This is a genomic window from Sulfurimonas hydrogeniphila, assembly GCF_009068765.1.
Taxonomy (GTDB): Bacteria; Campylobacterota; Campylobacteria; order Campylobacterales; family Sulfurimonadaceae; genus Sulfurimonas; species Sulfurimonas hydrogeniphila.
Window position 1 is genome coordinate 1,339,912 of record NZ_CP035534.1, and the last position, 12,550, is coordinate 1,352,461.

A 12,550-nucleotide genomic window follows, 5' to 3' on the forward strand; every position below is an offset into this window, starting at 1 on the left:
TTATCATACACTTTAATATTAATTATCATTTAAAGGAGTCTTGTTTGAAATTCTTACTTAAAATACTGAAAGATTTTCCGGCTTACTTATGGAGCGGATGGGGAGCTGTTGCTTCCATTCTGCTCTTTATAGCTTTGTGGGATGTTGGCAATCAGGTATATGGCAACTTAGTGTTGCCATCACCTCTTGAAACATTTAAGACACTTTATACCATGTTGCATGACAAAGAGGTATGGGAGCAGATTGACATTACCCTCTACCGCGCTTCTGTTGGCTTTGGGCTCTCTTTGTTGTTTGGCTCTGTCTTGGGACTCATCGCCGGCTTCTTTGCAACGGCGTCTATGATGAGTCGTCCGGTTGTCACCATCCTTGTAGGCATGCCTCCAATTGCCTGGATAGTTTTGGCGATGATTTGGTTTGGAATGGGAGATGAAACAGTTATTTTTACCATCATAGTTGCTTCTTTTCCCATTATATTTGTAGGTGCCCTGCAAGGTACAAGAACACTTGACGGTACTTTAAAAGAGATGGCTGAGAGTTTTCATCTGCCATGGCACATGAAGTTTACAGATGTCTATTTTCCTCATATTTTTTCCTACATTTTTCCTGCCTGGGTAAGCGGACTTGGTATGGCCTGGAAGATTGTCATCATGGCGGAACTTTTAGCTACAAGCGATGGGCTTGGTGCTTCCTTGGCAGTGGCCAGAAGCCAGTTGGACACTCCAACGGCATTGGCGCTTGTAACCATAATGATAGGTTCGCTGATGTTTATAGAGTATATCATTTTAGAACCGATAAAAAGAGAGGTAGAGTTATGGAGAAGCTAGAAGTAAAACACTTAACACATCATTTCGGGTTTACAGAGATTTTAAGAGATATAAATTTTACACTCAATAAAGGGGAGATACTCTCAATAGTAGGGCCAAGCGGAGGTGGAAAAACTACACTTCTGCATTTATGCTCCGGACTTTTGGATGTGCAAGAGGGAGAAGTGACAAACACCTTTAAAAGTTCCTCTTTTGCCTTTCAGGAAGGAAGACTGCTTCCTTGGAAAAATGTACTTGACAATATTGCCATTGGACTCCTTGCCCGTGGTGAGAAAAAAAGTACCGCAATAGAAAAATCCAGGGCAATTGCACTGAAATTTGGACTCGAAGAAGAAGATTTTGAAAAATTTCCAAAAGATTTAAGCGGCGGAATGAAACAACGCGTCAGTTTTGCCCGTGCTTTGGTTGTCAAACCCTCTCTTCTGTTTTTGGATGAGCCCTTTTCAGCATTGGATATAGGTCTGAAAAAAGAGTTGCAAACACATCTTATAGAAATAAGTCAAAAAGAAAATATCTCTATACTTTTTATAACGCATGATATGATGGAAGCTATTCGTCTGAGTGATGAGATACTTTTACTCAAAGCCGATCCTGGACATATAGTCAAAAAATTCAGCTTTGACCTTCCTCAAGATAAAAGAGATGATGCCTTTGTGTATGAGCAGAGTGTAAAAATACTGCAAGACAAAGATATCATAGAAACATTTGAACTAAATTCTTTGGAGTTAAAATAATGAACAATCAAGAAGAAAAACTTCATGCGACGAACCACTATCTGTACTATCCTGATGAAAAAAACATACCGCCATATTTAGCATACGGCTTTCGCCCTGTCTTTTTACTTTTGGCTCCCTATTTTATACTTTCGATGATATTGTGGGGGTTGGTTTGGAGCGGGTATTTGAGTATCCCGTTTATGGACAATATTCTTGTTTGGCATGTCTACGAGATGCTTTTTGGAGTACTTACTGCCGGAATCATGGCGTTTTTAACAACCGGTTTGCCGGAACTTTTCCCCGGAATGGTACCTTTTGTCGGCAAACGGCTCAAATATATTATGCTTTTATGGATAGCTGGTCGCGTGAGCTTTTGGTTTATAGATGTTACAGGTGTCTATCTTGCTGCATTTTTAAATCTTGCCATGCTTGCCTGGCTTATCTGGTTTGCAAAAGATGTTGTTTTAGATAAGCTCCAACGACATGCCTCTTTGGGCTACATTTTACTTGTTATTTTTGGTCTTGAGAGTTGGTTTTTTCTAACAATGGCAGAATTAGTGCAAAGTGACCCGATGAAAATTTTAAAGCTTTCCCTTGGTGCGATTGTTGTACTTGTTTTACTTGCAATGCGTCGTGTAAACATGGAAGCAGTCAATGAACTGATGGAAGACAAAGCAATTGATGATATTTATATATCACGACCGCCACTTACAAACTTGGCTATATTTTGTGTCACGCTCTTTAGTATTGTTGAATTTTTATACCCTGCAAACTCTGCACTTGGATGGATAGGATTGGCTGCCGGTGCTGCTGTTTTGGCGATTACGAGTGATTATCATCTCAAAGAGAAGTTTATACTCAATCAGCCTTATGTTATTTATCTGTTTTTGATTTTTCTTATGCTTGCTTTAGGATATGCTTTTATGGGATGGAGTATTTTGTTTAATGACGGAGTCGGTATCTCGAGTTTTAGGCATTTTATAACAGCCGGTGGGCTTGGACTTGCCTATTTAATGGTCATGATAACCATAGGATGGATTCACACGGGAAGGCATTTGACTTCAAACATTTATACCCATTTAATGGTATTTTTCATCATTATTGCTACATTGATGCGTTCACTTATACCTTTTTACGAAGCAGACGCAATGCAACTCTATTTATGGTCTGCTCTTCTTTGGAGTGTTCCGTTTATGCTTTATATCAAAGTATTTTTCGGTTTTTTGCTCAATCCAAGAGCCGATGGAATCAAAGGCTAAAAGGATTTGACGGTTTTATGTCAAGTCCGTAACCTATGTCATCGGCGGAGTTAAATTCAGCAGTTTTTTGTATTGTTCTTTTTATTTTTTTTCTTACTTTTTATCTGTTTTTATGTTTAAGGCTTTTTTATGTATCAAAGAATCTGCTGTTTTTTTTCTTGCCGACTCTACAAGTCGTGAAGTTGGTAGAGTCCCTCATAATCAGACAAACGAATAGCCTCCATTTCATCTTCGTAGAGTTCAATATATTCCAAATCAATACCACGAATACCACAAGGCTTAAAACAAACATCACTGTGATCTGCCCCGATATTTCGTAGTTTTCTTCTTCTTCCAACCATTCTTCTGCCTTAGATAACACCACTTAAAAAGTTTTTAACAACTTCATCAGCAGTTGTACCATGTTTTTGTCTAATTTTTTTTACTTTTAAACCTATAGATTCTAAAGCTTCTTTCATATTTTCACCAACAGCCTGTACTAAAATAATGTCACAATCTTTTAAAGCCTCTACATCTTTTCTATGAGAATTTGTATGCTCCTCATGTTCCATTTCTGAATGCTTATGTTCTTCATTGTGTCTGTGCGCATGATGTCCACCATCGTGATGCTTATTTGGCACCAAATCAACCATTTTGTCATCATCATATATTGCAAAATAAGCACTTTGCCCTGTTCTTTTTACTATGGTTTGTTTGTCTTCATCTACTGCTAAAACTATTTTCATCAATATTCCTTATAATTATTATAATATTACATTGGAATTATATAGAACATATGTGCATAATGTCAAATCTCATTAGCAATCCACTTACTTAATGTTTCAATATCATCATTGCTTATCTTTTCACCAAATGCCGGCATTATCGCATTTCTGTAACCTTTCCACTTTTTAGCAGAACCGTTTTTAATGCTTTGTGCTATCTGCGTAATATTTTCCTTGTATCTTTTAGCAATTTTATTAAAAGATGGTCCCACTAAATCTTTGTTTATTTTATGACAAGACAGACAGTTATGTTTTAAAGCAATTCTTTTTCCTTTTGGCATTGCATTCAACCTGTTTTGCAAATCTTGTGCTGCTGTCAAATTTTTTATTGTAAAATGTTCAAACATATATTCAGCAATCGCTTCAAGTTCATCTTGCGTAACTTTACCTTTTTGCGAAGGCATTACTCCATAAGTTCTTAAGCTCTCTTTATCACAAAAAGATTTTGAAGCACTTGGATTCACAACATAGTCTTTTACAAATTCTACAGCTTTTGGAATCTTGTCACTCTCACTGCTTGCTTTTATAAAATCTTTTATATGAAATGCAACCGCCATCATCGGCGGTGCTTTTTCATCCTGAAAAGTTTTTGGAGGCAGGTCAGTATTGTGACACTTGCTACATTTTTGCTCTAAAAGTTGTTTACCGTTAAGATTTGAATGAGATTTTGGTTCACATGCAGTAAAAAACAGTATACTAATTAAAATTATATATCTATACATTAATTATCCTTATGATTTTCATAAGTATTATATATCATTTTTGTAAATATTAAAAGCGTCTTCTGTTGCAGAACAGACCATATTTCAATAAATGTGATATAAATGTGATATATGAAAATGAAATATATGTTATAATTTAAACTTAAAATTATTATAACTATGAAAAGGATGTTGGAAAATGAATAGACTGATAAGTATTTTTGCGTTTTCTCTGCTGTTACATGTATCAGCGTCAGCGACCGAGGCATTGACACTGGATCAAGCACTACAGCTTTTGAAAGCAAAAAATCTGGAAATTAAGGCAGCCAAATTTGATGAACGCTCTGCAGAAGAGGATATTGATGCAGTGTCAGGAAAAAACTGGGGAACACTGACATTTATACAAGATGTGGCACGTTCAAATGATGCGGGAAATGTCTTTGGATTTAAACTGACTTCGCGTGAGGCAACTTTTGGGGATTTTGGTGCTCAAGAATTTATGACGAATTTAAACAATGGCGTAAATCCATATATTACACCTCCACAAAATCTAAACTATCCGGGTTACCGAAACTTTTTTCAGAGCAAACTCAAATATGAAGTGCCTCTTTTTACAGGATTTATGCTCAGTTCTTACACTGACATTATGCAAAAAGTCAAAGAACTGAAATCTTTGGACAAACACAAGATAGAAAAACAGAAAAAATATGAACTTAAAAAAAGCTTTTATGATATGGCACTGCTTGATTCTTCTATAAAAAATCTCAATAAAATTCTGGACAATATCCATATATTGGAAGAGACAACAAAAGAGATGATAGCGGTAGGCTATGCTAAAAAAGTAGATTTGCTTGAAGTACAGGCAAAAAAGGGAAATGTTGAAAGACTCTTGGTACAGATGCAGTCCAACAAAAAACTGTTATACCACTACATCAGTTTTTTACTCAATCAAAAAATTGAACATATTCAGACACCTGCAACAGAAGTGCGCATGCCACATATAAGTGATGAAGAGATTTTAGTGCGCAATATTGACCTGCAAAAAGCGGCAACAGGACTCAAAATCACAAAAGATATGCTTAAGGTCTCTCAGGCAGCCTACTATCCGACGCTTGGAGCTTTTGGAGAAGTCTCCACTGCGGACAATAGCTTTTTAGGAAATGCCGACAAACACAAAGCCTATACCATAGGTGCACGCCTGAGCTGGAACCTTTTTGACGGCGGAATCGATGCGGCAAAAATCGAAAAATCAAAAATCGAAAAACTTAAAATGCAGTCACAGCTGGAACTTGCAAAACAGGGAATTCTTTTAAAAATTGCAAAAATCCGGACACAGATAGAAGGGGTTGATGTCGAAATTGCCTCACTGAAAAAAGAACTGGAACTTGCAAATGCCATTTATGAAAATTATGAAGGCAGATATAAAGAAAAACTTGTTTCCATGAGTGATGTTATCATAAAACAGTCTGCACAGATTGAAAAGATACTGCAACTGCAGATAGCAAAGAACAAAAGAACAGAAAAAATACTTGCACTTGAAAAATTAGCAAACGGAGAAGACTAACATGAAAAAACTACTACTATTACTGGCACTGGGCGTTTCACTTTTAGCGGAGAGTTTAACACTTTCGGGAAGTGTGATTTCGGATAATCAGAAGATGATCACAAGCCGATTTATGGGTTTTGTTACCAATGTAAACACAAGCGAAGGGGAAAAGGTAAAAAAAGGCCAAATTCTTTACAGTATAGATTCACGTGAAATTGACTCGGCAAAACGTCAGGCAGAGCTTTCACTGCAAATGTATCAGAACCAGTACACGAATGTCAAACTGAACCTGGAACGCTACAAGAGACTGCTGAAAAAAGATATGGTCTCAAAATATGAAGTGGAAAATATGGAACTTGCGGCAAAAAATCTGCAGGATATGATAAACATAGCCAAAGCAAGACTCCAGGAAGTGGAAAATCAATACAAATACTTACATGTAAAGGCTCCAAACGACGGTGTTGTTGTTGCCAAAAACATCAAAGTCGGAGAGATGGCAATGCCCGGTATGCCTGCAATTGTGCTTTCGGATTTGAGTGATTTAAAAATTTCGGCAGAGATTGCGGAAAGTAATTTAAATCTCATTCATCACGGGAAAAAAGTAAAAGTGGTGATTCCTTCTGTCGGTGTCAAAACAATCGGAACGATTACGGCGATCATTCCAAATTCCAATCCGATGACGCACACATTTAAAATCAAAGTATCATTCAAGACACTGAACAAATCAGTCTACCCTGGTATGTATGCCACTGTAACCATTGACTAAAAGGGGAAAAATATGAATCATCATAAGCCATATACACCTAAAGATGTCGCAGGAAAACTGGCAAAAACATTTTTAAGAAATCCTTTGACCTCTGTTTTGGGAATTTCACTGCTTGTTATCGGTTACCTCGCCTTAATGATTATGCCTCGTGAAGAAAATCCGCAAATGGTTGTCAGTGGATCTACCGTCATAGTAGCTCTGCCGGGTGCCAATGCCAAAGAGGTAGAAAAAATCATAGTCAAACCCTTAGAACGAAAGCTCAAAGAGATTAAAGGTGTAGAACACATTTACGGCACGGCTATGGACAATGTCGGGATTGTCAATGCAGCCTTTTATATCGGAGAGAAGAAAGAAGATTCAAACCTCAAAATCTACGACAAAATCATGCAAAATGCCGACATGTTTCCAAAAGGGGCCATGAAACCGATTATCAAGCCTTTGGATATTGACATTGACATTCCCATTGTAAGTGTTGCCTTTTATTCCCATGACAAAAACATGTCTCAAACAGAACTCTATGACAAAGTCAAGCAAATCCAGCACCATATAAACGGTTTGAACAATGTTGCCGTTACAGCACTCAAAGGCGGTCACAAACACCAGTTCAACATAGAAGTGGATTTGAACAAACTCTCAGGCTATAACCTTTCTATGGGACAAATCACACAGGCTGTACAGGCAGTTTCCTATAATGTACCTGCGATTAAAAACAAAACAAAAGAGAATGAAATTGTAATGGTTGGCGTAAAAAATGCCATAGAAGATGCAAAAGATGTCGGAGACATCATTGTTGCACAGTATATGGGTTCTCCAATTTATTTGAGACAGGTTGCAAAAGTGACAAACTCTTATGATATTCAAAACTTCAAATCGGCACTTATCAGCAAACGAGAAAAAAACGGAAAATTTATGCCTTTTGAAAACCAGGTGACACTTACAGTCTCAAAACTGCAGGGAACGAATGCCGTCATTATTGCAGATGAAGTCAAAAAAGAACTGCAAAACTACAAAAGCGAACTGGACAAAAAAGGCATCAGTTATGTCATTACCAGAAATGACGGAGAACGTGCAAATGATGCAGTAAACGAACTTGTAATGCACCTGGTTTTATCTATTGTAATTATCGCGATTCTTCTTATATTTGTACTTGGCTGGAGAGAATCACTCATCGTAACCTTTACGGTTCCTGCAATTTTGGCAATTACTCTGTTTGTAGCCTATTTGAGCGGTCAGACCATTAACCGTATTACTCTTTTTGCATTTTTGCTTTCTTTGGGGCTTTTGGTTGATGCTGCTATTATTGTTATTGAAAATATTCACAGACACTACCATTCTGTCGAATCTGCCCATGAAAGCAATGATGAAATTATGATCAAGGCAACAGATGAAATCGGTGCACCGACAAATATCGCCACACTTGCCATCATTATGACAATGGTGCCTATGGCATTTGTCGGCGGTATGATGGGACAGTTCATGAAACCTATTCCTGAGAATGTTCCCGTAGCACTCATTGCTTCGCTCTTTGTAGCTTATATATTTACACCTTACCTTGCCGTGAGAATTTTAAAACGACCAAAACATGACAAAGGAGCGCATTAATGTTTAAGAAATTTGAAAAACTTGTACTACAAGGCATACAAAGTTCTGCGCAGAGAAAATTGATACTTATCGGTACATTAATAGCATTTATCATCTCTATTTTAATGATAGCACCGACTGAAATTGTCAAAGCAAAGATGTTGCCGGGAAAAAACAATGATACTTTTACCATCTATGTGAAACTGCCAACAGGCAGTTCGATACAACAGACCCAGCAAGTGACACAATGTGTCAGCAGTTATATTACTCAAGAAAAAGAAGTGCGTGATACCGAAGTATTTTTAGGCATGGGTGCACCTCTTGATTTTGCCGGACTTATTAAAGGCAGTCAGTTTAAAAACTCTGAAAATGTTGCAGAAATTGTCGTAAATATCACAAAAAAACATGACAGAGAAGAGCCTTCTTATTTGATGGTACAGCGTCTGCGTCCTGTTATTCAAGATGCTTGTGAAAAGCTCTATCCAAATACACATATCTCTTTTGTAGAACCGCCTGCCGGTCCTCCGACACTCTCGGCTATTGTTGCTGAAATATACGGTGACAATGCACAGGGCATAAGAAAGCTGGCAAAACGTGTTGAAAAAGTTTTTCAAAATACACAGGGGCTTGTTGACATTGACATTATGGAAGATGATATATACGATAGTTTTGAAATAATTGTCCATACAACAAAAATCGCAAAATCAGGTCTCACTGTCAAGCAACTCAACAATATTTTATACCTTGCTTTTGAAGGGATGGATATATCTGTAAAAAATTCAGACAAATACAGCGATCAGATTCCTCTCTTTTTACGCCTGTCGGACTCTTCAAGAAGATTTAGCAAAAAAGATTTGGATTCTGTAAAAGCAAAACTGGCTTCACTCAAACTCATGAACAACAAAGGCATGATGGTACCTGTCACGGAACTTGTTACCGTAATTCCTAAAAAATCAAATCCGATGATCATGAGTAAGGATTTGCACCAGATGACCAATGTTTTAGCCGAAACCGATATGGTTTCTCAGGTTTATCCTCTGCTTGATGCAAGAAATACAATTATCAACAGTTTTGGTGATGAATACAAAGTCGAAAAAACAGGTCTTTTTGATTTGCAACTCACAGACAAAGCAACAGGAAAAGTCTATAAACTCATTTGGGACGGTGAAATGAAAGTCACAATGGATACGTTTAGAGACCTGGGCGGTGCTTTTATTGCGGCTCTTATCCTTATCTTTTTACTGATGGTTATCTATTATAAAAGTTATACACTCAGCGGTATCATTCTTTTAGGTTCTTTTCTTTCTATCATCGGTGTCATATTCGGTCACTGGATTATGGATATTTTCACGGCAGACACCTTCTTTTTAACGGCAACATCCCTTATCGGATTTATTGCTTTAATCGGAATCAGTTCGCGTAACTCTTTACTGCTTATAGACTTTACAAAATCACTCATGAGTGAAAAGGGAATGCACAAGGCCGAAGCAATCGCCTATGCAAGTGCTACACGGGCAAAACCTATTTTCCTGACAGCCATCGCCATTATGCTCGCTTCTACACTGCTTGCAAAAGATGCCGTCTTTGGAGGACTCGGTGTTGCTCTTATATTTGGTACGGTAGCGGCAGTGGTGGCTTCACTTATCGTTGTCCCTGTTCTGCTTTACATGTCAGACTTGGAAAGCCATTTCCATTTCCATGAGAAAAAAGCCGTTTCAGTTGAAGATCCTGTCTAGTTAGACAGGATTATCAGCCTTTTTTCTATAAAAAGGTTTGAAAATCCAAACTTTTCTTCTATCCACTCAAAGGTCTTTTTTGTATAAAAAAAGACATGGGTCGGATCATTTTTATAATACCATGAAGAAAATTCTACACGCTCATCATAGATGTCTGTCATCAGATACAATTTTGCATTTTCTTTTAACATAGATTTTAAAAGTGTAAACTCTTTTGCGGGACGGTAAAAATGCTCTATCACCTCACACGAAGCAATATAATCGTATTTGTTTTCCAAAAGCTCTTTGTTTGGATGAAAATACGGATCATAAGAACGAATATCATAACCTTTTTCCTGCATGACCTTTGTAATGATTTGTGAGGTTCCTGCCCCAAAATCAAGTCCTTTCTCCTCTTTTGAAAAGTCTTTTTCAATATTTGCGGTAATGGGAGAAACAAACTTTCGATACCCTGCATCTTCGGCATTATCATCATGGAGTTCATAGCGCTCTTTTTCACTTTGTGCATCCGGCAAGTCTGTTTCATCAACAAATATTCCATGACAGACCTTACATGCAAAGTACCTTTGATTCTCTTCGTATAGCAAACCTGCACTGTTTTGGCATAAGGGACATATTTTCTTCATGCCTAATCTTAGTCTATTAGGCTTTAATAAGTAATAAATAGATAAAATCTCATTACTAAAGTTTTCGGAGCCTAGGTTTTAGCCTTTCAAGACATATAGCCCAGACTAAAGTCTCAATAACATTCGGAACCGGTACTTCAGTGCCGGCTGTTGCAATAGTCTTGCCACTCTCAGCCGGCACTGAAGTACCGGTTCCAAAAAAATGCTTAACTTAATGGTAGTGAGACTAAAGTACCGGTTCCCAAAGGGATACTGAACTTAAATGACATTAAAAGGAACTTTTTGCTTAATTTGCCGAATTTATTAGCATCTTTGCGTATTCTCATTGCGCCTGTGATGTTTTGGATTATACTCAATCCCCAAATTTTTACCGACAACGGGTTTGATATAACATGGAACTACTATTTTGCCTCACTTTTGTTTGTTTTGGCATCTGTGACTGATTTTTTTGACGGCTATATCGCAAGAGAATGGAATCAAATGACAATGCTCGGCGCCATCCTTGACCCGCTTGCCGATAAAATGCTCACACTTGCGGCATTTTTGGGGCTTATGGTTATGGGAGATGCTTCTCCCTGGGCAATTTACATCATTATAGTTCGTGAGCTTTTCATCACAGGACTTCGTACCGTTGCGGTCAGTGAAGGTATCAGCGTAAAAGCATCCTGGTCTGGAAAAGTAAAAACAGTAGCACAGATGATAGCCATAGGGTTTTTACTGATGCACTGGCCATATGGAGCGGCACTTCTTTGGTTTGCCGTATTTTTAACTGTTTATTCGGGCCTAGAATATCTTTGGGGATTTAAACAAGCGATTGTAAAGGAGCACAAAGCATGAGTTGGATTGTTTCACTTTTAGTCCTCTCCGGACTTATATTTTTCCATGAGCTTGGGCATTTCACCGTAGCACGCCTGATGGGTGTCTATGTAGAAGTATTTAGCATAGGTTTTGGAAAACGTCTTTTTACTTTTCGGGCTTTTAATACAGAGTGGAGTATTTCAGCCATTCCTCTTGGCGGCTATGTCAAGATGAAAGGTCAGGATGATGCGGACCCGAGTAAAAAAAGTTACGATGCAGACAGTTACAATACAAAAACGCCTCTGCAAAAGATTTTAATTCTTTTAGCCGGTCCTGCAGCAAATTTTGTGCTTGCATTTATACTCTATTTCATTATAGCACTTGGCAATCCTCAGGTTTTAGCCCCTGTTGTGGGAACGGTTATCAAAGACTCCCCTGCCTATGTTGCGGGTCTTGAGTCCAATGATACCATTATGAGTATAAACGGCAAAAAAATCACAAGCTGGAAAGAGATGGCACAAATGATTGCAGAGGCAAAAGGCTCTGTTGCACTGCAGGTGGACAGAAACGGCTATCTGAAGCTCATAACACTCAAACCAAAACTGCAAACCGCCAAAAACATGTACGGAGAAGATGTCAAACGCAAAATGATAGGCATATCCGCTGCGGGTGTCATGCATGAACAAAAACTGGACTTCGCAGACAAATTAAAATATGCCACCGATCAGACTGTTTTTGCCTCTACTTTGATTTTTACCGGTTTGAAAAAACTCGTGATGGGGGATGTCCCGGCTTCGGAAATGGGCGGAGTTATCTCCATTGTAAAACTCACATCCGATGCAACGGCAGTAGGCTGGATGAGTGTTTTGTTTTTTGCGGCATTGATTTCTGTAAACCTCGGGGTACTGAACCTGCTCCCTATTCCGGCACTTGACGGCGGACATATCATGTTTAATTTATATGAACTCCTCTTTAGACGAGAACCGAGCGAAAAAATAGTCATTAACCTGACAATAGCCGGCTGGGTCATACTCTTCGGGCTTATGGGACTTGGAATTTTTAACGATATTAACAGATTAGTTGGCTGATAAAATTACAGCTAACTACAACTGCCCACAAATACCCCAAAATTAGGGCTTCTAAAGAACTTCTTAAACTACAAGACGCTACAATGAAATATAAATAATTACAGAAATCCCTACTTTTTAGGCTAAAAATGGCAAAAAGTAG

13 protein-coding genes are annotated in these 12,550 nt (G+C 38.1%); 9 read left to right on the forward strand and 4 right to left on the reverse strand.

The genetic code is table 11. The features are described from left to right. The first annotated feature begins 44 nt into the window (after positions 1 to 44). From ETP70_RS07115 to ETP70_RS07125, 3 genes are read left to right on the forward strand one after another with little or no spacing between them, the layout of a single operon-like run. Complete coding sequence (locus ETP70_RS07115) at positions 45 to 827, forward strand: ABC transporter permease (protein ID WP_151900529.1); 783 nt, start codon at positions 45 to 47, stop codon at positions 825 to 827. Continuing rightward, positions 815 to 1,561 (forward strand): ABC transporter ATP-binding protein, encoded by a 747-nt coding sequence (locus ETP70_RS07120; protein WP_151900530.1) that lies wholly within the window; start codon positions 815 to 817, stop codon positions 1,559 to 1,561. Before ETP70_RS07115 ends, ETP70_RS07120 begins: the two co-directional genes overlap by 13 nt. After that, a complete protein-coding gene (locus tag ETP70_RS07125) occupies positions 1,561 to 2,802 on the forward strand; it encodes an NnrS family protein (RefSeq protein WP_151900531.1) in 1,242 nt (413 codons plus the stop codon). The genes ETP70_RS07120 and ETP70_RS07125 overlap by 1 nt, the downstream gene beginning before the upstream one ends. Before the next feature lie 167 nt (positions 2,803 to 2,969). On the opposite strand, the gene ETP70_RS07130 is transcribed toward ETP70_RS07125, so the two are convergent. From ETP70_RS07130 to ETP70_RS07140, 3 genes are all read right to left on the reverse strand, one after another. Continuing rightward, positions 2,970 to 3,143: a DUF134 domain-containing protein gene (locus ETP70_RS07130; protein WP_151900532.1), complete on the reverse strand. Its 174-nt coding sequence runs from the start codon at positions 3,141 to 3,143 to the stop codon at positions 2,970 to 2,972. 9 nt (positions 3,144 to 3,152) lie between these two features. Next, entirely contained in the window at positions 3,153 to 3,527 is a 375-nt protein-coding gene (locus ETP70_RS07135; protein ID WP_151900533.1) for a NifB/NifX family molybdenum-iron cluster-binding protein, read from the reverse strand. A gap of 62 nt (positions 3,528 to 3,589) precedes the next feature. After that, entirely contained in the window at positions 3,590 to 4,288 is a 699-nt protein-coding gene (locus tag ETP70_RS07140; RefSeq protein ID WP_151900534.1) for a c-type cytochrome, read from the reverse strand. A 178-nt stretch (positions 4,289 to 4,466) separates the two neighbouring features. Here ETP70_RS07140 and ETP70_RS07145 point away from each other — a divergent pair, with 178 nt between their 5' ends. From ETP70_RS07145 to ETP70_RS12680, 4 genes are read left to right on the forward strand one after another with little or no spacing between them, the layout of a single operon-like run. Then, the gene (locus ETP70_RS07145; protein WP_151900535.1) at positions 4,467 to 5,831 is read left to right on the forward strand and encodes a TolC family protein; all 1,365 of its coding nucleotides are present in this window, start codon (positions 4,467 to 4,469) and stop codon (positions 5,829 to 5,831) included. Between the two features lies 1 nt (position 5,832). Beyond that, positions 5,833 to 6,579 carry an efflux RND transporter periplasmic adaptor subunit gene (locus ETP70_RS07150; protein ID WP_151900536.1) on the forward strand — a complete coding sequence of 249 codons (747 nt, stop codon included), beginning with the start codon at positions 5,833 to 5,835 and terminating at the stop codon, positions 6,577 to 6,579. A gap of 12 nt (positions 6,580 to 6,591) precedes the next feature. After that, positions 6,592 to 8,181: an efflux RND transporter permease subunit gene (locus ETP70_RS12675; protein WP_151900537.1), complete on the forward strand. Its 1,590-nt coding sequence runs from the start codon at positions 6,592 to 6,594 to the stop codon at positions 8,179 to 8,181. Next, on the forward strand, positions 8,181 to 9,896 hold the full coding sequence (locus ETP70_RS12680) for an efflux RND transporter permease subunit (RefSeq protein ID WP_151900538.1): 1,716 nt from the start codon (positions 8,181 to 8,183) through the stop codon (positions 9,894 to 9,896). Before ETP70_RS12675 ends, ETP70_RS12680 begins: the two co-directional genes overlap by 1 nt. On the opposite strand, the gene ETP70_RS07165 is transcribed toward ETP70_RS12680, so the two are convergent. After that, positions 9,893 to 10,522 (reverse strand): class I SAM-dependent methyltransferase, encoded by a 630-nt coding sequence (locus ETP70_RS07165; RefSeq protein WP_151900539.1) that lies wholly within the window; start codon positions 10,520 to 10,522, stop codon positions 9,893 to 9,895. The two genes, ETP70_RS12680 and ETP70_RS07165, sit on opposite strands and share 4 nt — an antisense overlap. A 282-nt stretch (positions 10,523 to 10,804) precedes the next feature. Here ETP70_RS07165 and pgsA point away from each other — a divergent pair, with 282 nt between their 5' ends. Beyond that, positions 10,805 to 11,359 (forward strand): CDP-diacylglycerol--glycerol-3-phosphate 3-phosphatidyltransferase, encoded by a 555-nt coding sequence (pgsA, locus tag ETP70_RS07170; RefSeq protein WP_151900540.1) that lies wholly within the window; start codon positions 10,805 to 10,807, stop codon positions 11,357 to 11,359. Next, the gene (gene rseP, locus ETP70_RS07175; RefSeq protein ID WP_151900541.1) at positions 11,356 to 12,408 is read left to right on the forward strand and encodes an RIP metalloprotease RseP; all 1,053 of its coding nucleotides are present in this window, start codon (positions 11,356 to 11,358) and stop codon (positions 12,406 to 12,408) included. The genes pgsA and rseP overlap by 4 nt, the downstream gene beginning before the upstream one ends. Positions 12,409 to 12,550: the final 142 nt, after the last annotated feature.